Source organism: Actinomadura sp. 9N215, from assembly GCF_044326345.1.
Lineage (GTDB): Bacteria > Actinomycetota > Actinomycetes > Streptosporangiales > Streptosporangiaceae > Spirillospora.
In genome coordinates, this window is sequence record NZ_JBIRBA010000050.1 from 13,336 (window position 1) to 34,975 (window position 21,640).

A 21,640-nucleotide genomic window follows, 5' to 3' on the forward strand; every position below is an offset into this window, starting at 1 on the left:
GTGCGACGTCCACGCGCAGGGCAGGCGGCGACCGGCGAACGGCAGGGGCGCGATGGTGACACGGCAAGGGCAGCGGCCACCAGGCGGTTCTGGAGGGTCCTCCCACAAGGGATCGGTCCGGGTCCGGCGGCGCAGCGCGGGCGAGGTACTGGCCGGGATCTGCGCGCTCGCCGCGCTGACGGTGCTGATGGTGGGCGTCCCGGTCGCGCTGCTGACCCTGTTCGGGTCGCCGCTTCCGGAAGACATGCCCGCGGCGTCCGACCTGACGAACAGGGTCGGGCCCGGCGCGCTCATGGACATCCTGGTCGTGCTGGTGTGGTGCGCCTGGATCGTGCTCGCGGCGTGCGTCGTCGTCGAGGTGTACGCGGGCGTCCGCGGCGTCGGCGTCCCGGCGCGGGTGCCGCTGGCGGGCGGGATGCAGTCGCTGGTGCACCGACTCGTCGTGGCCGCGCTGCTGCTGTTCTCCGCCACGTCCGTGATCGTGCCGGCGTTCTCGGGCGGCGGCGGGCTGTCGCAGCACCCCCCGGCGCAGACGCAGGCGCAGGAGTTCCAGCGGCCCCCGGCCGCGCCGGAGCCCGTGCCCGTCACCGACCGGGCCGAGGCGGCGCCCGCCGAGAACCTGATCGACGAATCGGCGACGACCAAGATCTACCGGGTGCAGCCGCCGGAGGGACGCCATCACGAGAGCCTGTGGGAGATCGCCGAGAAGTGCCTGGGCGAGGGCCGCCGCTACAAGGAGATCTTCGCGCTCAACAAGAACCACATCCAGCCGGACGGGACGCGCCTGACGATCGCCAGCCTGATCCGTCCGGGCTGGATCCTGGAGATGCCGGCGGACGCCAAGGGCGCGAAGGTCATCCCGGCCAAGGACCTCAAGGACTACTTCCGCTACGGCCACCCCGTCCCCGACAAGCCCGCGAAGCCCGCCAAGCCCGAGCGGCCCGCCCAGCCGGAGAACCCGGAGAACCCCGAGCAGCGCCAGCAGCCGCAGAAGCCCGAACAGCCCGAACGGCCCCAACAGCCGGAGCAGCCCGCGCAGCCGGAGCAGCCGCGCGAGTCGGCGCCGACCACCCCAGCTCCCGACCCGAAGCCGCAGCAGCCCGCCCCGCCGACGTCCGCCCAGCCTCCAGCGTCCCAGCCCGCACCATCACAACCGGCGCCGTCGAAGCCGCCCGCATCGCAACCCCCTGCCTCCCAGCCTCCGGCTTCGCAGCCGCCCGCGTCGCAGGCGCCGTCGTCCGCGCCGCCGGCCGCGGAGCAGCCGTCCGGGCCGTCCGGCGAGATGGACGGCGACGCGGGCAGCGGCGGCGCGTCGGTGCCCGGCCAGGACGACCGGTCCGACGAGTCCGGCGGGTGGTTCGACGTCGGCTGGCCGCACGGACTGGCCGCGGCGTCGCTGCTGGCCGCCGGGCTGCTCGTCGCGCTCGGCCGGCGCCGCCGCGTCCAGCTCGACAACCGCGCGTCCGGGAACATGATCGTCCGGCCGGAGGGCGACGCGGCGGACGCGGAGCGGGCGCTGCGGCTCGGCGCCGACGACGACGCGACCCGGCTCCTCGACCTCGGGCTGCGGCACCTGTCGAAGTCGATGGCGGCGGGCGGCCGGGCGCTGCCGACCGTGTACGGCGTGCACATCGGACGCTCCCAGAGCCTCGACCTGTGGATCGCGCCCGCCGACCGGAACCCGCCCGCGCCCTGGCAGGCGTTCGACGACGGCCAGGTGTGGCGGCTGTACGGCGACGCGCTCGCGGGCCTTGAGGCGTCCGACCTCGGCGACGTCCTCGCCCCGTACCCGGGCCTGGTCTCCATCGGGACGAACGACAACGGCCGCATCCTCGTCGACCTGGAGGCCGCGCACGGGCTGATCGCGCTGCGCGGCCCGGAGGACGTCCGGCGGGCGGCGCTGTCCGCGATCGCGATCGAGCTGGCCACCAACCGCTGGTCCGACCACATGCGGATCACGCTCGTCGGGTTCGACGGCGAGCTGGGCGAGGGGCTGGCGGAGATCGCGCCGGACCGGGTCAGGTCCGTCCCGACGCTCGCGGACGCGCTGCCGGAGCTGGAGGGGCGCAGCGAGGAGGTCCGGCAGGCGCTCGCCGCGTCCGGGGTCGACTCGGTGCTCACCGGACGCTGCCGCGGCGTGTTCGGCGAGGCCTGGATGCCGCACTACCTGATCATGGCGGACCGGCCGTCCGAGCGGGACGCGGACCGGCTCGTCGCGCTCGCCCGCACCGGCACCCGGATGGCCGCCGGGTACCTCGTCCCCGGCGACGTGCAGGGCGCCACCTGGACGTGGGACGTCGACGCCGCCGGACGCCTCCAGGCGGGCGTGCTCGGCTTCGACGTCGACGCGCAGCTCGTCCCGGACGACGCCTACCGCCGCGTGTTCCAGCTGTTCCGGGCCGCGAACCGGCTCGACTCCGTGGAGCTGCCGGGGCTGGCCGGCGGCGCGGAGCCGCCGACCGCGCAGCAGTCGTCGGTCGACATCCGGCTGCTCGGCCCGATCGAGGTCGAGGCCCCGGGCCCGATGGACGAGGGCCGCCGCGAGCTCAGCACCGAACTGCTGGTGTTCCTGGCGGCGCATCCGGAGGGCGTCCACCCGACGGTGCTGTCCGGCGCGGTCTGGCCGCGCGGGGTGAGCCCGGCGGTCCGCGACGCGTCCGTGGCGCGGGTGTCGGACTGGCTCGGCCGGGACGCGCGCGGCCGCCCGAACCTGTACTACGACGAGCGCGGCCGGATCAGGCTCGGCTCGGAGGTGCGGGTCGACCTCGCCGTGTTCCGCTGGCTGGTGTGGCGGTCGGCGGCGGAGCCCGCGTCCGAGACCGCGTACATGGCGTACGCGCTGGACCTCGTCCGCGGCCCGCTCCTCGCCGGACGCCCGCGCGGCCGGTACGCGTGGCTCGCCGACCACGACCTGGAGTACGAGGCGTCCGCGCGGGTCATCGACGTCGCGCACCGGCTCGTCGTGCTGCGGCTGGACGAGGGCGACGCGCGCGGCGCGGTGAGCGCGGCCCGCGCCGGGCTGCGGCTCGCGCCCGAGGACGAGGGCCTGTGGCGCGACCTGCTCCGCGCGACCCACGCCACCGGCGACATCGCGCAGGTGCAGGTCGTCGTGAACGAGCTGCGCGGCCGCATCGCGCGCGACCCGCTGTACGACCAGCTCCAGCCCCAGACGGAGGCGCTCGTCGAGGAACTCCTCCCCGACTGGCACGGCGTCGGCTCCCGCTGAGCCGCGCCCAGTTTCAGCGGTACAGGCCGGTGCCGCCGAGCGAGTACCGGCCCGGCTGCGGGTGGACGCACAGCCCCGCCGGACGCCCCGTGACCACGGCCTTCCGCAGGACGCGTCCCGTCCGGGTGGACACGGCGTAGACGAGACCGGTGGGGTCGGCGAGCCACAGCACCGTCCCGTCCGAGGAGACCCCGCCGGGCGCGGGGGAGCCGCCGCCCGGCAGCGGCCACCGGGACGTGACGCGCCGGGTCGCGAAGTCGACCGCGGCGAGGACGCCGCCGCCGACGACGAACAGCCGCCGCGCGTCCCGGCTGATCGCGAGGCCGCGCGCGCCCGGCGCCGTCGGGACGAACCCCAGCAGGGCGAACCGGTGCGCGTCCACGAGCCACACCCCGCCGTTGACGGCGTCCGCCACGTAGAACACGGCGCCGCTCGGCGACAGCCGCAGGTCGCCGGGACGCGCCCCGTCCGGCAGCCGGATCGTCCCGGTGACGCCGCGTCCCGCGAGGTCCACGCGGGCGATCCCGCCGGTGGACGTGCAGGTCGTGACGAGCGCGGACCCGTCCAGGGTGAAGTCGGCGTGCCCGGGTGCGCACGGCATCGGCACCGACGCCTTGAGCAGCATCGTGCGCGGGTCGCGGACGTCGACGCGGCGCGGCCCGCGGGCCAGGACGAGCGCGTCCCGTCCGTCCGGCGTGAAGTACAGCCCGGCGGCCCCCGGCGCCCGCACCGGACGGCCCTGCCCGCCGCCGTGCGGCCCGACCGGGACGAGGACGCCGTTCGCCCGGTCGGCGGCCCACACCCGCCGCAGATCCCAGGACGGGACGACCCGCGACACCGCAGCCCCCGTGCGGAGCCGCCCGACGAGGCGGAGCGTGTCCGCGTCGATGACGTCGACGACCCGCCCTTTCGCGACGTACAGCCGCGCCGGAATCCCGCGCGCGCTCGGCGCGATCATGCCGGGCCCGGTGGCGGCGTAGACGCGTCCGCCCTCGGGCGGGACCGCCGCTCCCCGGCTGCCCGGCACTCCGCCGCCGGGCAATCCATCGCCCGGCGGCTCGGCCCGCGCCCCGTCCCCCGGACCCGACCGGCCGGTGCCCGGGCGGACGCTCGAATACGGCGCCGGGCCGCCGAGCCCGACCACCGGGCCGTCCGGGGAACCCTCCCCGGGCCGGTAGAACGGGACGGGCGACTCGCACCCGGCGAGAACGCCGCCGGTCAGCGCGAGGGCCGCGGCGAGCGGGAACGCGGCGGCCCGTGATCGTCCCTCATGAGGTCCCATGCGCGGTCTCCCCCCATCACCGCGGGGACCTTACCGAGGGACGACTCCAAGTGTCCGACCAATTGCAAAACGTGTTCGCCCCCATGGCCGCGCGGAGACGCGCAAAAGGATGCGTGGGGCGACGCGGGGCGACGCGGGGACGCTAGTCGGATTTGCCGATGCCGATGCCGAACTCGCGGTAGACGCGCTCCCAGAAGCCGTCCCGCAGCCAGGTGCGGGCCTCCTGGTAGGGGCGCAGCGAGGAGCCCAGTTCCTTCTCGGCCTCGATCAGCAGTTCCTTGTCGATGACGGGCGGCAGGATCGGTCCGGGAAGCAGGTCGCGGATGTTGTCCCGGCCCCGCTCGAAGATCCACTTCTGTGCGACATGCTCGCCGATCTCCAGCATGTGGTCGCGCTCGGGGCCGAGCTTGCCGTCCGTCGCGGCCGCGGCCGCGTTGTTCATCGACGCGGCCACCGTCGCGGGCGTCGCGCCGGCCGGGACCGGGACGCTGCTGCGGACGGTCGCGGGCGTCGGCTTGACCGCCGGGGGACGTCCCGCGAACACCTGCGACGGCGACGGGACGGGACTCGTCCCCTTCGCGGCGGCAGCGGCCGCGGCGTCCCGGACGGCTGCCGCGGTCCCGGGCGCGGGCGGCGGCAGCAGCTTGGCCTTGGTGAAATACGGACGCAGGAAATCGGCCGGCAGCACCTCGACCGTGTCGGACTCCCAGACGAGCCACTCGGCCTGGTTGGAACCGTGCGTCGGCTCGACCCCCCACAGGTGGACGCGGACGCCGTAGCGCTGCGCCGCCTCGACCGCGGGCAGCATGTCCTCGTCGCCCGCCAGCAGCACCGCGTCCGTGATGGCGCGATGCCGGGCGAGGGCCTCAAGGTCGGCGCGGAGCTGGGCGTCCACGCCCTTCTGCTGGCCCTGCGCGTTCAGGTTCCCGAGGCGCAGCTTCACCAGCGGAAGGTTCGCGATGACGCGCTGGTCGACCGTCGGCTGCCGCTTCGGCGCGGCGTCGAACCAGTACACCCGCAGCAGCTCGCCGCGCCGCTGCTCGTCGGCGTGGTCGGTCAGCGCTTTGATCAACTTCTCGGCGGCGACCCGGTACTCGCGCCGGGAACCGCAACTGAGCAGCAGGGCACCGGAGGCCGCGTAAAGGTACCCCGCGTCGACGAAAATGGCGTAGCGCGCGGGCTGTGGAACGAACTCCGAGGTGGCCATGGCCTTCCACCTTATTCGTGACAGGCCCCCGCTGGGCGCGAACCACGGTTGTCCGTCACCCGTCAGTCACCTACCGATCACCGGGGCAGGGCGCTGGCCCGCCACGCGCCGCGGCCGCGCGGGCGCGGTTCGCCCGCGAACGTGCCGCGCACGAGCCGGGACCGATCCGCCCACCGGGACGGCCTCGTCGCGCCGCCGTCCACCGCCGTCGCGGCGGCGCGCGCGCGGGCGGTCAGCACGGCGACCAGAGCCGCGATCTCCGCCGGGCCCGGGTCGCCCCGGACGATCCGCAGGAAGGGCTTGTCCTCGGCGGTCACCAGATCTCCTCGCCTTCTGGGGGCGCCTTCTGGGAGGGTCGGCGCAATGCTCTCATCTGGGGGGCGGGCCCCCAGACCCCCGGGGCTCCGCCCGGAAGCGATCAAAGCGGGATGTTCCCATGCTTCTTGGGCGGCAGCGTCCTGCGCTTCTCCCGGAGCGCCCGGAGCGCCCGCACGACCTGCCCGCGCGTCTCGGACGGCTTGATCACGTTGTCGACGTAGCCGCGCTCCGCCGCGACGTAGGGGTTGGCGAGCGTGTCCTCGTAGTCGGTGATCAGCTCGGCGCGGCGGGTGTCCGGGTCGTCCGCGGCGGCCAGCTCGCGCCGGTACAGGATGTTCACCGCGCCCTGCGCGCCCATCACCGCGATCTGCGCGGTCGGCCACGCCAGGTTGACGTCCGCGCCGAGGTGCTTGGACCCCATGACGTCGTACGCGCCGCCGTACGCCTTCCGCGTGATGACCGTGACCAGCGGGACGGTCGCCTCCGCGTACGCGTACAGCAGCTTCGCGCCGCGCCGGATGATCCCGTTCCACTCCTGGTCGGTGCCGGGGAGGAAGCCGGGGACGTCCACGAACGTCAGCACCGGGACGTTGAACGCGTCGCACGTCCGGACGAACCTGGCCGCCTTCTCGGACGCGTCGATGTCGAGCGTCCCGGCGAACTGCATCGGCTGGTTCGCGACGATGCCGACCGAGTGGCCCTCGACGCGTCCGAACCCGACGATGATGTTCGGCGCGAACTGCTCCTGCACTTCGAGGAACTCGCCGTCGTCCAGGACGTGCTCGATGGCGGTGTGCATGTCGTACGGCTGGTTCGGCGAGTCGGGGATGAGCGTGTCGAGCTCCTCCACCAACTCCTCCGGATCCACCGGCACGTCGAATGCCGGAGCGTCCGACAGGTTGTTGGACGGAAGGTAAGACAGCAGCGCCTTGACGTACTCGACCGCGTCGTTCTCGTCCGACCCCTGGTAGTGCGCCACCCCGGACTTCGAGTTGTGCGAGTGCGCCCCGCCCAGCTCCTCCATGGTCACCTCCTCGCCGGTGACCGTCTTGATCACGTCCGGGCCGGTGATGAACATGTGGGACGTCTGGTCGACCATCACGATGAAGTCGGTGATCGCCGGGGAGTAGACGGCGCCGCCCGCGCAGGGCCCCATGACCAGCGAGATCTGCGGGATCACCCCGGACGCGTGCACGTTCCGCTTGAAGATCTCCGCGTACAGGCCGAGCGCGACCACGCCCTCCTGGATCCGCGCGCCGCCGGAGTCGTTGATGCCGATGACCGGGCAGCCCGTCGTCATCGCGTGGTCCATGACCTTGCAGATCTTCTCGCCGAACACCTCGCCGAGGGAGCCGCCGGAGACGGTGAAGTCCTGGCTGAACACGGCGACCGGGCGTCCGTCGACCGTCCCGTGCCCGGTGACGACGCCGTCGCCGTAGGGCCGGTTCTTCTCCATCCCGAAGTTCGTCGACCGGTGCCGCGCCAGCTCGTCGAACTCGACGAAGGACCCCGGGTCGAGCAGCGCGTCGATCCGCTCCCGGGCCGTCATCTTGCCCTTGGCGTGCTGCTTCTCGACCGCGCGCGCCGATCCGGCGTGCACCGCCTCGTACCGGCGCCGCTCCAGGTCGGCGATCTTCCCGGCCGTGGTGTGGACGTCGTACTCCACCGGGGGTTCAGGGGCTTCCGTGGCCATGCGCGCCAGGGTAACCGCAGGCCGCCGTCCGGGCCGTGATCGGGGGAGTCGTTACGCTGGGGCGGGTGGCCACGAAGACACGCGACACCTTCCGGCAGGACCTGCCCGAGCCGCTCCGCCGCGACGTCCGCCTGCTCGGCGCGATGCTCGGCGACGGCCTCGTCGAGTACGGCGGACGGGACCTGCTGGACGACGTCGAACGCCTCCGCCACGCCGTGATCGCCGCCCGCCGCGGCGAGACCGGCATCGAGGAGGTCGCGTCCCTCGTCGACGGCTGGACGCTGGAACGTGCCGAACAGGTCGCCCGCGCGTTCACCGTCTACTTCCACCTGACGAACCTCGCGGAGGAGCACCACCGGATCCGCACCCTCCGCGACCGCGACACCGGCGACACCGTCCCCGGCTCGGTGGCGGCGGCCGTCCAGCAGATCCGCGCGAGCGACGGCCGCCTGGACGACCTCGTCGACGGCCTGGAGTTCCGCCCCGTCTTCACCGCCCACCCCACCGAGGCCCGCCGCCGCGCCGTCGTCACCGCCATCCAGCGGATCAGCGACCTGATGACCCGCCTGAACGACGTCCCCGGCGCCACCGAGCGCGCGGAGATCGAGCGGAGCCTCCGCGAGGAGATCGACCTCCTCTGGCGGACGGCCCTGCGCCGCGCCGCCCAGATGGACCCGCTGGACGAGGTCCGCACCGCCATGGCCGCGTTCGACGAGACGATCTTCCGCGCCGTCCCGCACGTCTACCGTGCCCTCGACCGCGCGCTGGACGGCGACGGCGCGCCGGACGGCGAAGGATCCGGGACCCGCCCGTCGAAGGCCCGCCCGTACCTGCGCTTCGGCAGCTGGATCGGCGGCGACCGCGACGGAAACCCGTACGTCACCGCGCAGGTCACCCGAGACGCGATCACGATCCAGGCCGACCACGTCCTGCGCGCCCTGGAGACGGCGTGCGCGCGGATAGGCCGCGAACTGACCGTCCACGAGGACACCACACCGGCCTCGAAAGACCTGCTCACCGCCCTCGCCGCCGCGCGCACCGCCCATCCAGGCCTGATCGACGAGATCGCCAAGCGCTCACCCGGCGAGCCGCACCGCCAGTTCCTCCTCCACGCCGCGACCCGCATCGCCGCGACCCGCGAACGCGACGCCGACCTCGCCTACGCGACCCCGGACGAGCTCCTCGCCGACCTGCGCACCGTCCAGGACTCCCTCGCGAGCGCGGGCGCGGCCCGGCAGGCGTACGGACGCGTCCAGCACCTCGTCTGGCAGGTCGAGACGTTCGGCTTCCACCTGGCCGAACTGGAGATCCGCCAGCACTCCGAACTCCACGAGAAGGCCCTCGCCGAACTGGACGGCGACCGCTCCGAATCAACAGAAGAAATCCTCGAAACTCTCCGCGTCGTCGCCTGGATCCAGAGGCGCTTCGGCGTCCGAGCCTGCCACCGCTACATCGTCTCGTTCACACGCTCAGCCGCCGACATCGCCAACGTCCACGCCTTGGCCGCCTCCCTGGGCGAGTCCGCGCCCACCCTCGACGTGATCCCGCTCTTTGAAACAGGCGAAGACCTGGAGAACGCCGCGTCCGTCCTGGACGGCATGCTCCGCATTCCCGCCGTCCAGCACCGCCTGGCCGAAACCAACCGCCGCCTGGAGGTCATGCTCGGCTACTCCGACTCGGCGAAACAGTTGGGCCCCACCAGCGCCACCCTCCGCCTCTACGACACGCAAGAGGCCCTCGCCGCCTGGGCGGCCCGCAACGACATCACGCTCACCCTCTTCCACGGCCGCGGCGGTTCACTGGGCCGAGGCGGCGGCCCGGCCAACCGCGCCATCCTCGCCCAGGCCCCCGGCTCCGTCGCGGGCCGCTTCAAGGTCACCGAGCAGGGCGAGGTCATCTTCGCCCGCTACGGCCACGGCGAGATCGCCAAACGCCACGTCGAACAGGTGACCAGCGCCGTCCTCCTGGCCTCCACTGACGCCGTCCAGGACCGGGCCCGCGAGGCCGCCGCCCGCTTCCGCCCCCTGGCCGACAAGATCAGCGAAGCCGCCCGAACAGCCTTCCGCTCCCTCATCGAGACCCCCGACTTCGCCGCCTGGTTCGCCCAGGTCAGCCCCCTGGAAGAGATCGCCGACCTCCGCATCGGCTCCCGCCCGGCCCGCCGCAAGGCCGCCCGCGGCCTGGAGGACCTCCGCGCCATCCCCTGGGTGTTCGCCTGGACGCAGACCCGCGTCAACCTCCCCGGCTGGTACGGCCTGGGCAGCGGCCTAGCCGCCGTCTCAGACAACGGCGCCGACCTCACCGAACTCCGCGACGCCTACGAAACCTGGCCGCTCTTCAACACCCTCCTGGACAACGCCGAGATGAGCCTGGCCAAATCAGACCGCGCAATAGCCGAGCGCTACCTGGCCCTAGGCGGACGCCCAGAACTCTCCGAAACCGTCCTCACCGAATACGACCGCACCCACCGCCTAGTCCTAGCGGTCACCGACCACGACCGCCTCCTGGAGAACCGCCGCGTCCTCTCCAGAGCCGTAGAACTCCGGAACCCCTACGTGGACGCCCTCTCCCACCTCCAACTACGCGCCCTGAAGACCCTCCGCAAGGGCGTGACCAACGAAGCAGAACGAACCCACCTGGAAGCCCTGCTCCTCCTCTCCGTCAACGGCGTAGCCGCCGGCCTCCAGAACACAGGCTGACCAATGATCAGACCAGCCACCCCCGCCGACCGCCCCCGCATCGAAGAAATCGTCGAAGCCGCCTACGCCCCCTGGGCGGAACTGATCGGCGCCCGCCCCATCCCCATGGACGCCGATTACGCCGCCTTCATCAACGCAGCGCAAGTATTCGTCACCGGAGAAGGCCCAGACGGCCTGATCGTCCTAATCCCCGAACCCGACACACTCCTCATCGAAAACGTCGCCGTGGCCCCCTCCCACCACGGCCAGGGCATCGGCCACCGCCTCCTCGCCTTCGCCGAAGACCACGCCCGCGCTCTGGCTCTCCCAAGCCTCCGCCTCTACACCAACGAACTAATGACGAAGAACATCGCGCTATACGCGTCCCTCGGCTACCACGAAACCGCCCGCGAAGACATAGGCGGCCGCAACGTAGTCCACATGACCAAGCCCCTCACCTAGCTCGGACTAGCCAGACGAACCGCAGAATCGAAGCTCTGGGATCTCATTCAGGTCGTGCCCATACCACCGGTAAATCTTGATCGTGTTCTCACCGGTCAAATCGCTCTCACGGAACCCGAGCACACCCGCGACCCGCCGAACGTCGCTGTCCGTATCGCCCTCGATCTCCAGATAGGGCGGGATGAGCGGCCACCGGTCTATCTCCAGGCGCACCCCGTCGAGGACGAAGGACTCCCGCCGGTTCTCCTGATAACTCTTGGGCCGGTAACCGAGCAGCCCGAGAAGCGTATTGGTCGTCTCGAAGTCCGACACCGTCACTTCGGTCTCACGAGTGCCGGAGATGCCGTCATCGATGATCTCCTTGACGGTCAGCGTGACCTCGCCACCGGCATCCCGCAACCGCACCCACCGCGTGTGGTCGCCGGGCGTGATGTCGTACACGTAACGGCGCATCAGCCGATCCGGTGTGGTCCGCACACCTCCCTTGGCAAGGATCAGGGTGGCTACTGACGCCGGATCGACCTCCAGGACGCGTGCTTCGTGCTCAATGTCGCTCATCAGCCTCCTAAGCCGGACGGACGGTCGCCGAGATTCTCTCTCATGGCCGCGTACTCGGTCTCCCGGAAACACAAGACCTCGCCCGCCGCGTCACTGGTGACGAACTGCGTCACCGGCTGACACAGGTCCATGCGCTGGATGCACACACCGACGTGGTAGCAGCCTTCGCGGTCGCGGTACAGGCGCAGTCCGTAGTAGCCCTCTTGGCATTCACGATCGTTGTTGAACCGGCAAGAGGCGCACGTGCGTGGTAGGCGCACCGGACGGATCTGCTTGAAGTGGACCAGCCGCCCGGAAGGCAGGCGGTAGATGGTCCGAGCGCCAGAGGTTCCCGCGATCAGCAGCCGCCCCACCGGGACGGCTCCAAGGTCTCGAAGGATGCCGTGGATGCCTCTGATCGACGCAACGCCCTCATCGAGCGAATTGAGTAGCCGGACCGACAAGTGCCTGGAGTGGTGTTCGAGCAGATTGATCACTCGCTGTTTGTGGGAGTAGTCGGGGACGACGAGGTTCGCACTCGCGGGCACACCGGCACTGATTGCCGCGTCGATGGACTCGGCGAGAGCGTCCAGCTTCCGCTGCCCCAACTGGGTGGAGGCGTAGCGGGCGCCTTGCACATCCGCCAGTTCGGCAGCCGTCGTTCCGAACACGGAGAAGTTGACACGCGACAGCCCGGCCTCAGCACATCGCTGGATCAGTCGTGAACCGTTCTCCCCGTTGGAGGTCATCGCCACCGTCAGCCCAAGCGTTCGGGCGATCGCGATCAACTCCGGCAACCGGGGGTGCAGGGTCGGTTCACCTCCGGTCAGGTGGACCTCGTTGATATCGAGCAGATCCCGCATGGTCGCCAGAGCCGAGGTGAAGCTTTCGTCGGGTGGGACTATGGCCGGGACGAATCTCGCACCGTTGGTCGCAGCGTAGATCGACACCCTCCCGGAGCGACCGCCCTCTGCGATCGGCAGGGGTAGGCGCCTCCCTTTCGGCTGGTCCGCAGCCACCGGTGTGCCTTCGTTGTGGCAGAAGACGCACGCCAGTCCGCAGGCGTCGATCACTTTCACGCGCAGTGTCCGATCGCGACGTACATGAACGGCCGTGGCCATCGGGAGCCTCCTCGCTTGAACGCCCCCGCCATTGACCTCTCACCGCCTGCCTGCGGTCCAGAAATTTGACAGACTTTGACACGGTGAAAGCGGGATGTGGCCGTCCAACCTCGTCGAACGTGTGCCGCCGGAACAATCGCGGCGAGCACGATTACGCGTGATGCCTTCCACCGCCTCCTCATCATCGGTGCAGGCCGCACGTGAGCGTCTCGGCGATCAGCTCCGTGAGTTGCGCGCCGAGGCCGGCTTCTCGGGAATTGAGTTCGCGCGGAGCGCGGGCTGGGCGGACTCCTCGCTGGTCAGCATGATCGAAAGAGGCCGCCGCACGATCACCGTCGATCACGTGCGGACGTGGTGCCGGATCTGCGGTGCGAGTGAGCGACGGTCGGCTGAGCTGCTGGCCGAGCAGCGGGCTGTCCTCCACATGTGGGAGACCCACAAGGAAGCGACTCGTGCGGGCTTGAAACGTGTTCAGGAGTCCGTCCGCGAGAAGTACGAGCGAGTCCGGGTGCACCGCGTCTACCAGACCAAAGTGATCCCCGGCCTCCTCCAAACGGAGGCGCTCACCACCGCATATCTGGCGCAGGCGCGGGTGGAGCAGCACGTCGCGGTGGACGACGTGGCTAAGGCGGTTGCGGAACGGATGGCGCGGCAGCATGTGCTCCGACGGCCCGGCAAGAGATTCCTGTTCGTGGTGGAGGAGGACGTGCTGTGGTACCGGCCGTTCGCTCCCGAGATTCAGGCGGAACAACTCCGGCACCTGCTGGAGGAGATCCGACTGCCTACGGTCAGCTTTGGTGTGATTCCTCGCATTGCTGACCGACGCGGAGTATCACCGGATGAATCGTTCACCATGACCGAAACCGACATTGTCTCGGTGGAGCTAGTGTCCGGTTACCTGACGATCACCCAGCCGTACGAGATCGGCATGTATTTCGAGGCATGGGAACGACTGTCGGCGCTTGCCGTCCATGGTCGGCCGGCCCGTGAGGTGATCACGACTGCGCTCGCCGATCTTGAAGGCAGGTCTTGACGCAGCCCCGTGCGCGGGTGAAGGTCGATGACGGACATTCCTCGAACAAGAGTATGGAGGCGCTTCACGGTGGCGAATCTTGATTTCGTCGGCAAAGACCCGGAGTCCAAAGATGAGGAGTGCCCTGCCACCTACCGCGACCGTAAAAGCGGTGACTTCTACCATCAGGGTCGCATCGTCACCGATCCTGAGATCATCAAGGATGTCACCGGCCACGGTGTTCTCGGTGCCGACGAGGCTGTTATCTGGCAGCCCGCCCGAATGGCCGACATTCTTAGGGAAGCGGCAACCGCGACGTACGAACCAGCACGTCAAGGGGCGGGACCGCCGAGTTTCGCTGAGCTGCTCGCCGGGACCACGCGATCTGCGGTTCACCTGGAGATGCGCGACACCTACCAGCCGACCGACGAGGAATTCATCCGTTGGAAGGCCGGAGAGCCAGTAGGAAAAGAAGAGGATTGGCGCCGATGGCTGGACCTGATCGGCTCGGCGGTCGCGCGAGGGGTGAAGGTCCGCCGGGCACGCATCGTGTCGGAGCCGGTGACGGACTACATCGCGTTTGAGTACGAAGTCACGCGCATGAACATCAAGGCGGGCGAGGACGTTCGCTGGTTGCCACGGCGGCAGGCATATGAGCTGCTGCTGCCCGGCGCCGACTTCTGGATGTTCGACCAACGACTTGTGCGTTTCAACTTCAACGCCGGTGATGGCACCAGCCTGAAACAGTACGAGTTCGTCTCAGACCCGCGCGCTGTCGCCCAGTGCGTGTCCGCGTTCGAAATGGTTTGGGAGCGAGCCATTCCGCACGAGGAGTACGAGCTCGGACGATAGCCCGTCACTCGCCGCTTCCTGGTCAGTGAGCCACAGTGCCATTCCTCGGTGCCTGGTTCATCGTGGCCAGGTCCATTCGGCGTTGGGGAACATTCGGTATTTCAGTAGCCGGTCCACTCGCTCGGCCGCTTTCTTCGCGTCGTCGCAGGGGGACAGGAAGCCGCCGCGTCCCTTTCCCGCCTCGAAGTAGGCCCAGGTGCCGCCCGGTGTCGCCCGGACCGTCACCACGGCCCCGACGTCCTCCGCCGCGCCGCTCGCGTACGCCCACAGCAGCGGAACCGGGAACCCGAATTCCTCTTTCTCGTAGAGTTCCACGCATCGCCAGCCTTTGGGCTTCAGCGCGACCGCGAGCATTTCCAGGTTTCGGACGGCCGTCTCGTCTCCCAAGAGCGTCCGCCACCTAAGCACGGCCTGCCAGCGTCCCATCGCCTGACGCACACTCATCTCCGGGCACCTTTCTCGCGAATTTCGCTGCTCGACCTCACACCCTGACCCGCGCCCAGACCCATTTCCCGGTCGGATCGGTCGCGTTCACTCCGCACTCCGACGACAGCAGGTCAACTATCGGCAGACCTCGGCCGCCAGAGTCGTCCTCGTTTTCCCGCTCCAACGCCGCAGCGTCTGGGGCCATCACGTCCGCCGCCCGCTTGCGCTTCGGCAGGACGTTCGAGGAGTCCCACACCGCCAGCAGCACGCCCCGAGCCTCGCGCGTGAACCGTACGCGGATCTCCCGCCCGGACGTTTGCCGGACCGCGTTCGTGACGAGCTCGCTGGCGATCAACGTGACGTCATCGCGCAGCACAGCCAGCCCCCACGAGACCAGCCGCGACTCCACCAGCGTCCGAACCAGCCCCGGAGTCGTGCGCGCCGCCTGGACCCGCACCTCCAGCCCGGTGCAGACCATGAGGTTGGTGCGTTCGCAGTCCATCAGGACCACCGCGCCAGTTGACGCAGCACCAGCACGGCCCGCTCCGCCGCCGCGGCCTCGTGCCCGACCTTGCCGAGCACATGCCCGCGCTGACCACCCCACCTGAACCGCTGGCCGTCACACGCGATCACCCGCTCAGGACGCGCCCCTAGCTGCGTGACGAGCGTCCCCTCGTGCACGTCCGCCCGAAGACCCCGCTGCTTGAGCTGCGCCGCTAACCGCTCCAGCGGCGTGCCCGTACCATCGTTCACCGGTCCGACTCCTTCCAGTCGGGCTAGGCCCTGGGCACGGTGGGACAAGCACCGGCCCAGGGCCGTTCGTTTTCCTGCGCCACGTGGTCGTGCGGTGGCACTCTGTGTTCGACCCAGCATGCACCCGTTGCGGTGGTTCTGCAATATGCTCAGCAAGAACAATTTGCCTTTCTGGGAGGTGGTCATGACAGGATCTCCGACCATGCGGCGGCGACGTCTGGCGGCGGAGTTGCGACGAATGCGGACGGACGCGGGGATGTCGATAACGGAGGTGGTGGCGCAGCTTGGCTGGCAGGGGTCGAAGCTCTCCCGGATCGAGACCCGGCAGATCGGTATCAGTACCGCAGACGTCCGAAAGCTTCTCGATCTGTACGGCGTGGACGACCCTCAGCAGGTGCGTCGCCTGGTGGAGATGGCGCGCAGGGCCAAGGAGCGCGGATGGTGGGAGTCGTACGGCGCGACCCTGCCGACCGAGACGCGGACCATGATCGGCATCGAAACAGAAGCCTCATTGATCCGCACCTATGAGCAGGCTCTTATCCCCGGCCTGCTCCAGACTCCCGACTACGCCCGCGCCGTGATACGCGCGGCTCGCCCCACCGACTCACAGGAGGTCATCGATGAGCGCGTAGAGGTACGGCTCGCTCGTCAGAGCCTCCTTGAGGAGAAGGAAGCCCCGCAATTCTGGGTCGTGATCAATGAGGGAGCCATCCGGCAGCTGGTGGGCAGTCCGGCAACCATGGCGTCTCAGTTGCGAAGCTTGACCGAGGAGCGCGACCGGCTCAACGTCGTGGTCCAGGTCCTTCCCTTCGCCGCCGGAGAGCACCCGGCCATGGTCGGCTCCTTCTCGATCTTCACCTTTCCGGCCGAGGACGAGACCGGCGCGGTCTACATCGAGACGATGAACAGCGCCTTGATCCTGGAGAAGCCGCACGACCTGGAGACCTACGGCGATGCCTTCGACCGCATCCGCGCGGCCGCGCTTTCCCCAAGGGGCAGCCAGGAACTGATCAGCGCTCTCGTGGCGGATACGATCTAGCCACAGGAAGGAGCGCATATGCGTACATACCTGGCCATTGAGAAGTGGCGGACGAGCAGCTACAGCGGGGGAACTGGCAACTGCGTCGAGGTGGCCGACCTGGCGGCGAGCATCGGCGTGCGCGACAGTAAGGCTCCGGGCACCGGGCATATCTCCTTCAGCCCCGATGTATGGGCAGTGTTCGTGACCAAGGTCCGGGACGGCCGGTTCGATCTATCGTGAACACGACAAGGGAGGAACGGGCCATGAGCAACGTGGATCTCTCCCGCGCCGTCTGGCGGAAGAGCCGCCGAAGCGGCAACGGCGGCAACTGTGTGGAGATCGCCGATCTACACCATGGTGTCGCCCTGCGCGACAGCAAAGATCCCGCCAACGGGCACCTGACGCTCTCTGCCGAGAGCTTCGCTCGGCTTGTCGCCCGTGTGAAGCGGGACGAGTTCGATCTCTGACCCCCCTGAGCTAGCCCCGGTGCCGACGTCCACCAGCGCGCCCGGCGTCTTTTCGTCCCGAGGTGGAGGTGGGGGCAGGACCACGCGGGTCCTGGCTGAGCAGACGGTGGCCGTTGACCTGATCGGGCCGTTCGGGTGGGTGGGGGTCGGGCAGAATCGGCGGCATGAAGTATGTGCTGCTGATCTGTGATGACGAGGCGGTTTCGCCGAGCAACGAGGAGATGGAAGTCGACCCGGTACACCAGGCTTGGCGGGCGGATCTGGAGCGGCGGGGGGCCGAGATCCTCGGGATGCGCCTGCGGCCGGTGGTGAACGCGACCACGGTCAAGGTCCGCGACGGGGAGACGCTGGTGTCGGACGGGCCGTTCGCCGAGACGAAGGACTTCGTCGGCGGGTTCGTGGTCATCGAGTGCGCGGACCTGGACGAGGCCATCGCGATCGCCGCCGGACATCCCTATGCGCGTTGGGGCGGCGTCGAGATCCGTCCCGTCTGGGAATGAGCGTGTCCGGCGGCTCCGTCCGGGACGCGGTCGACGCGGCGTACCGCGACGAGTGGGGCCAGGTCGTCGCGACCCTCATCGGCATGACGGGTGACTGGGATCTTGCCGAGGACTGTGCGCAGGACGCGTTCGCCGTCGCGCTGGCGAGCTGGCCCCGCGACGGCGTGCCGCGAAGGCCGGGGGCCTGGCTCACGACGGCGGCGCGCAACCGGGCGATCGACCGGCTGCGCCGGGACGCGGCGGGCGCGGCCAAGCTGCGCCAGCTCGCCGTGCTGGCCCGTGACCCGGGCGAGCCGTCCACGGAGGACATCCCGGACGAGCGGCTGCGGCTGATCTTCACCTGCTGCCATCCGGCGCTGCCGTTCCCGGCCCGGGTCGCCCTTACCCTGCGCACGCTGGCCGGGCTGAGCACCGCCGAGATCGCCAGGGCGTTCCTGACCGCCGAGCCTACGATGGCGCAACGCCTGGTCCGTGCGAAGCGGAAGATCCAGGAAGCGGGCATTCCGTACCGGGTGCCGCCCGTCGATCTGCTTCCGGAGCGGCTGGCCGCCGTCCTCGCGGTGCTGTACCTGATCTTCAACGAGGGCTACGACGAGGAGGACGCGCGCCGGGCGCTGACGGCGGAGGCGATCCGGCTGACCCGCGTCCTCGTCCGGCTGATGCCGGGGGAGCCCGAGCCGCGCGGGCTGCTCTCGCTGATGCTGCTGCACGAGGCCCGGCGCACGACCCGCACGGAGGGAGGCGTACTGGTCACGCTGGAGAACCAGGACCGCTCCCGCTGGGACCGGGCGCTGATCACCGAGGGCGTGGCCACGCTCGACGAGGCGCTGGCGATGGGACGTACCGGGCCCTACCAATTGCAGGCCGCCATCGCCGTCTGCCACGCCACCGCCCCCGACGCGGCGAGCACGGACTGGCCGCAGATCGCCGCCCTCTACGCCGAGCTGGGCAGGCTCGCGCCGTCCCCGGTCGTCGACCTCAACCGCGCCGTCGCGGTCGCGATGGCGGACGGCATCCCGGCCGGGCTGGCGCTGGTCGACGAGATCACGGCGTCCGGACGGCTCGACGGCTACCACCTGCTGCCCGCGACCCGCGCCGACCTGCTCCGCCGGGACGGCCGCGCCGCCGAGGCCAGGACGGCGTACGAGGAGGCCCTGAAGCTCGCGCCGACCGAGGCCGAGCGCCGCTACCTGGCCGGACGCCTCAGCGAACTCTGATTCCAGAAAGTTTTTCCGGGTGATGTCGATCCCGGGAGGGTGCCCTTCGTCGGTGGGGCGAAAGTCCACCGAGAGGAAGGGAGAACCCGATGAACACCGACACGACGCCGCCACTGCCCGAGATCGTCGACCGCGCCGCCTGGCAGGCCCGGCTGGACGCCCTGCGCGTCCGGGAGAAGGCCCACACGCGCGAAGGCGACGCCATCGCCGCGGCCCGCCGTCGCCTGGGAATGGTCGAGGTCGACGCCGCCACACCGCTGGTCGGCGCCGACGGGCCCGTCACGCTGCTGGACGCGTTCGAAGGCCGCCGCCAGCTGATCGCCTACTACATGATGTGGTACACGGGCCGTCCCGCCGCCGAGCAGTGCGAAGGCTGCACGTACTACAACGGGAAGGTCCGCGAACTGTCCTACCTGCACACCGCGGACATCACCTACGCCACCCTCTGCCAGGGGCCGTACGAGGAGAGCGTCCGGTACCGCGACTTCATGGGCTGGGACATGCCCTGGTACTCCGCCGAGGCTTCCGTCGAGACCCTGCTCGTCGGACGCCAGGTCGGCATGTTCCACCTGGTCTGCTACCTGCGGGACGGCGACCGCGTGTTCGAGACCTACTGGACGACCGGCCGCGGCGTCGAGGCCCTCGACAACAGCTACCCGCTCATGGACATGACCGTCTACGGCCGCCAGGAGGACTGGGAGGACTCGCCCGACGGCTGGCCGCGGGACGGCTCGGTCGACGGCGGCTTCTTCCGCACCGGCGGACGTCCCGCGTCCCAGTGGCCCCGCCTGGCGGCGGGCCACTCCGACGACCTCGGCAACGCGTCATGACCGCCGACACGAGCGTCGTCGAGCCGCCGGTGCGGTTCGGCGGCAGGGAGCGGCTGGTGCTGCTCGTCCTGCTGGGCGCGGGGTTCATGCTGTCCGTCGACTTCTCGATCCTGAACGTCGCGCTGCCGGAGGTCGGCGCGGGCGTCGGGCTCGGCCTGACCGGACTGCCCTGGATCGCCTCGGCGTACGCGCTGCCCGCCGCCGGATTCACCCTGGTGTTCGGCCGCGTCGCGGACCTGTTCGGCCGCCGGAGGATGTTCGTCATCGGGATGGTCCTGCTGGTGGGGGCGTCGCTGCTCGGCGGCTTCGCCGTCAACCCTGAGATGCTCCTGACCGCGCGGGCGCTGCAGGGCTTCGCCACCGCAATGACGATCCCCGCGACGCTCTCGCTGCTCACCACGACCTTCGCCGAGGGCGGGTTGCGCGAGCGCGTCCTCGGCTTCAACGGGGCGCTGCTGTCCGGCGGCTTCACCGTCGGCGCGCTGGTCGGCGGGACCCTCGTCGGGCTGCTGAGCTGGCGGGCGGCGTTCTTCGTCAACGTCCCCGTGGCGGTGGCGATCCTGCTGGCGACGCCCGTCCTGATCAGCGAGAGCAAGGCCCCCGGACGGACGCGCCTGGACCTGCCCGGCGCGATCACCGTCTCCGGCGGCCTGCTGGCCGTGGTCTACGCCGTCATCGAACGGAACGTCGCGGCCGCCGTCGTCGGCGTGCTGCTGCTGGTCGCGTTCTGGGTGATCGAGTTGCGTGCGTCCGCACCGCTCGCGCCCGTGCACATCCTGAAGCGGCCGACGGTGAAATGGGGCAACTACGCCGGGTTCGTCATCTTCGCCATGGAACCCGCGATGATCTTCCTGACGACGCTCTACCTCCAGCAGGTCCTGGACTTCTCGCCGATGGCCACCGGACTGATCTTCGGTGTCCCGGGGCTGGCGTCCGTGGCCGCCGGAGTGATCGCCGGGCGGGTCATCGGCCGCCTCGGCGGCCGCAAGGTCCTGGCCCTGGGGCTGTCGGTGCAGGGGCTGGCGACCGTCCCGCTGATCTTCCTCGGGGACGACCGGACGGCGCTCGCCGTCCTGATCCCGGCGCTGTTCATCGGGTTCTTCGGGCACGTCTCCGCGATCGTCGCGTTCACCGTGACCGCGACCTCCGGCCTCCCGGACGAGCAGCAGGGCCTGGCGACGGGCCTGACCTCGATGACCCAGCAGGTGGCCCTCACCGTCGGCATCCCGATCATGGGCTCGGTCGCCGCGACGCGGGGCACGGGCCTGGCCGGCTACCACCTCGCGATCGGCGTGATCGTGGCCGTGACGCTCCTCACCGTGGCCCTGACCTGGTTCGGCCTGCGCCCCCGCGACGACCACGACGACCACGACGACCACCATGGGAAGGCGGAGACTCCGATGAGCGCGCGTCCGACGACGAGCGAACAGATCGCGGAAGTGCCCTCATAACCCAGAACCAACACCCGCAAGGCGCCCGCTAGGACGGCCAGATCGGCTTGCGCTTCTCGGTGAACGCGGCGATGCCCTCGCGGCGGTCGGCGGAGAACGCGACGGTGCGCCAGGCGTTCTCCTCCAGGTCGAGGCCCGCCTCCAGGCTCACCCCGCCGCCGAGCCGGAGGGCCCGCTTCGCGGCGCGGACGGCGACCGGCGAATTCCCGGCGATCGTCCCGGCGATCGCCAGGGCCTCGCCGCGGGCGGTCCCGGCGGGCACCTTCCGGTCGGCGAGGCCGTACTCCAGGGCCTCGTCGACGCCGAGGCGGCGGCCGGTGAGCACCAGGTCGGCGGCCCTGCCGGGGCCGAGGCGGCGCAGCGCGAGCTGCGTCCCGCCGCCGCCGGGGACGAGCCCGACGCTCACCTCCGGCAGCCCGAACACCGCCGTCTCGTCCGCGACGATCAGGTCCGCGGACAGCGCGAACTCGCAGCCGCCGCCGAGCGCGAACCCGTGCACGGCCGCGACGACCGGCTGCGGCAGGTCCAGGACGCCGCCGAACGCCGCCCGGAACACCGGCCGCTGCGCGAGGATCTCCTCGTCGGTC

At 70.5% G+C, this 21,640-nt stretch carries 22 protein-coding genes; 12 read left to right on the forward strand and 10 right to left on the reverse strand.

The genetic code is table 11. The features are described from left to right. The first annotated feature begins 52 nt into the window (after positions 1 to 52). Entirely contained in the window at positions 53 to 3,226 is a 3,174-nt protein-coding gene (locus ACH34T_RS43160; protein WP_396026820.1) for a BTAD domain-containing putative transcriptional regulator, read from the forward strand. 13 nt (positions 3,227 to 3,239) lie between these two features. Here ACH34T_RS43160 and ACH34T_RS43165 read toward each other — a convergent pair whose 3' ends face one another. From ACH34T_RS43165 to ACH34T_RS43180, 4 genes are all read right to left on the reverse strand, one after another. Further along, a complete protein-coding gene (locus ACH34T_RS43165; protein WP_396026821.1) occupies positions 3,240 to 4,508 on the reverse strand; it encodes a YncE family protein in 1,269 nt (422 codons plus the stop codon). A 142-nt stretch (positions 4,509 to 4,650) separates the two neighbouring features. Further along, entirely contained in the window at positions 4,651 to 5,715 is a 1,065-nt protein-coding gene (locus ACH34T_RS43170; protein ID WP_396026822.1) for an NYN domain-containing protein, read from the reverse strand. A gap of 77 nt (positions 5,716 to 5,792) precedes the next feature. Beyond that, entirely contained in the window at positions 5,793 to 6,032 is a 240-nt protein-coding gene (locus ACH34T_RS43175; RefSeq protein WP_396026823.1) for an acyl-CoA carboxylase subunit epsilon, read from the reverse strand. Between the two features lie 101 nt (positions 6,033 to 6,133). After that, positions 6,134 to 7,726 carry an acyl-CoA carboxylase subunit beta gene (locus tag ACH34T_RS43180; RefSeq protein ID WP_396026824.1) on the reverse strand — a complete coding sequence of 531 codons (1,593 nt, stop codon included), beginning with the start codon at positions 7,724 to 7,726 and terminating at the stop codon, positions 6,134 to 6,136. A gap of 65 nt (positions 7,727 to 7,791) precedes the next feature. Here ACH34T_RS43180 and ACH34T_RS43185 point away from each other — a divergent pair, with 65 nt between their 5' ends. Next, positions 7,792 to 10,425 carry a phosphoenolpyruvate carboxylase gene (locus tag ACH34T_RS43185; protein WP_396026825.1) on the forward strand — a complete coding sequence of 878 codons (2,634 nt, stop codon included), beginning with the start codon at positions 7,792 to 7,794 and terminating at the stop codon, positions 10,423 to 10,425. A 3-nt stretch (positions 10,426 to 10,428) separates the two neighbouring features. Continuing rightward, positions 10,429 to 10,866, forward strand: coding sequence for a GNAT family N-acetyltransferase (locus ACH34T_RS43190; protein ID WP_396026826.1), 438 nt, complete (start codon positions 10,429 to 10,431; stop codon positions 10,864 to 10,866). A 6-nt stretch (positions 10,867 to 10,872) separates the two neighbouring features. On the opposite strand, the gene ACH34T_RS43195 is transcribed toward ACH34T_RS43190, so the two are convergent. Next, positions 10,873 to 11,424 carry a class IV adenylate cyclase gene (locus tag ACH34T_RS43195; RefSeq protein WP_396026827.1) on the reverse strand — a complete coding sequence of 184 codons (552 nt, stop codon included), beginning with the start codon at positions 11,422 to 11,424 and terminating at the stop codon, positions 10,873 to 10,875. After that, positions 11,424 to 12,524 carry a radical SAM protein gene (locus tag ACH34T_RS43200; RefSeq protein ID WP_396026828.1) on the reverse strand — a complete coding sequence of 367 codons (1,101 nt, stop codon included), beginning with the start codon at positions 12,522 to 12,524 and terminating at the stop codon, positions 11,424 to 11,426. The genes ACH34T_RS43195 and ACH34T_RS43200 overlap by 1 nt, the downstream gene beginning before the upstream one ends. Positions 12,525 to 12,684: 160 nt before the next feature. Here ACH34T_RS43200 and ACH34T_RS43205 point away from each other — a divergent pair, with 160 nt between their 5' ends. Further along, positions 12,685 to 13,557, forward strand: a complete 873-nt coding sequence (locus ACH34T_RS43205; RefSeq protein ID WP_396026829.1) for a helix-turn-helix domain-containing protein — start codon at positions 12,685 to 12,687, stop codon at positions 13,555 to 13,557. Between the two features lie 69 nt (positions 13,558 to 13,626). Further along, the gene (locus tag ACH34T_RS43210; RefSeq protein WP_396026830.1) at positions 13,627 to 14,388 is read left to right on the forward strand and encodes a DUF6879 family protein; all 762 of its coding nucleotides are present in this window, start codon (positions 13,627 to 13,629) and stop codon (positions 14,386 to 14,388) included. Positions 14,389 to 14,445: 57 nt separating this feature from the next. Here the strand turns inward: ACH34T_RS43210 and ACH34T_RS43215 are convergent, their stop codons facing one another. From ACH34T_RS43215 to ACH34T_RS43225, 3 genes are read right to left on the reverse strand one after another with little or no spacing between them, the layout of a single operon-like run. Then, a complete protein-coding gene (locus ACH34T_RS43215) occupies positions 14,446 to 14,832 on the reverse strand; it encodes a hypothetical protein (protein ID WP_396026831.1) in 387 nt (128 codons plus the stop codon). Between the two features lie 37 nt (positions 14,833 to 14,869). Then, positions 14,870 to 15,316 carry an ATP-binding protein gene (locus ACH34T_RS43220; RefSeq protein ID WP_396026832.1) on the reverse strand — a complete coding sequence of 149 codons (447 nt, stop codon included), beginning with the start codon at positions 15,314 to 15,316 and terminating at the stop codon, positions 14,870 to 14,872. Next, positions 15,316 to 15,567 (reverse strand): hypothetical protein, encoded by a 252-nt coding sequence (locus tag ACH34T_RS43225; protein ID WP_396026833.1) that lies wholly within the window; start codon positions 15,565 to 15,567, stop codon positions 15,316 to 15,318. Before ACH34T_RS43225 ends, ACH34T_RS43220 begins: the two co-directional genes overlap by 1 nt. A gap of 145 nt (positions 15,568 to 15,712) precedes the next feature. Between ACH34T_RS43225 and ACH34T_RS43230 the strand changes: the two genes are divergently transcribed. The 7 genes from ACH34T_RS43230 (at position 15,713) to ACH34T_RS43260 (ending at position 21,053) form a co-directional block, all read left to right on the forward strand. Continuing rightward, positions 15,713 to 16,606 (forward strand): helix-turn-helix domain-containing protein, encoded by an 894-nt coding sequence (locus tag ACH34T_RS43230; protein ID WP_396026834.1) that lies wholly within the window; start codon positions 15,713 to 15,715, stop codon positions 16,604 to 16,606. A gap of 18 nt (positions 16,607 to 16,624) precedes the next feature. Beyond that, a complete protein-coding gene (locus ACH34T_RS43235; RefSeq protein ID WP_396026835.1) occupies positions 16,625 to 16,828 on the forward strand; it encodes a DUF397 domain-containing protein in 204 nt (67 codons plus the stop codon). A 23-nt stretch (positions 16,829 to 16,851) separates the two neighbouring features. After that, positions 16,852 to 17,055: a DUF397 domain-containing protein gene (locus ACH34T_RS43240; protein WP_396026836.1), complete on the forward strand. Its 204-nt coding sequence runs from the start codon at positions 16,852 to 16,854 to the stop codon at positions 17,053 to 17,055. 164 nt (positions 17,056 to 17,219) lie between these two features. Next, positions 17,220 to 17,555 (forward strand): YciI family protein, encoded by a 336-nt coding sequence (locus tag ACH34T_RS43245; RefSeq protein WP_396026837.1) that lies wholly within the window; start codon positions 17,220 to 17,222, stop codon positions 17,553 to 17,555. Beyond that, complete coding sequence (locus ACH34T_RS43250; protein WP_396026838.1) at positions 17,552 to 18,772, forward strand: RNA polymerase sigma factor; 1,221 nt, start codon at positions 17,552 to 17,554, stop codon at positions 18,770 to 18,772. Before ACH34T_RS43245 ends, ACH34T_RS43250 begins: the two co-directional genes overlap by 4 nt. A gap of 89 nt (positions 18,773 to 18,861) precedes the next feature. Then, on the forward strand, positions 18,862 to 19,602 hold the full coding sequence (locus tag ACH34T_RS43255) for a DUF899 family protein (protein WP_396026839.1): 741 nt from the start codon (positions 18,862 to 18,864) through the stop codon (positions 19,600 to 19,602). Continuing rightward, on the forward strand, positions 19,599 to 21,053 hold the full coding sequence (locus ACH34T_RS43260) for an MFS transporter (RefSeq protein ID WP_396026840.1): 1,455 nt from the start codon (positions 19,599 to 19,601) through the stop codon (positions 21,051 to 21,053). The genes ACH34T_RS43255 and ACH34T_RS43260 overlap by 4 nt, the downstream gene beginning before the upstream one ends. 28 nt (positions 21,054 to 21,081) lie before the next feature. Here the strand turns inward: ACH34T_RS43260 and ACH34T_RS43265 are convergent. Next, positions 21,082 to 21,640: enoyl-CoA hydratase/isomerase family protein (locus ACH34T_RS43265; protein ID WP_396026841.1), on the reverse strand; the 559-nt coding region annotated here is incomplete at its 5' end.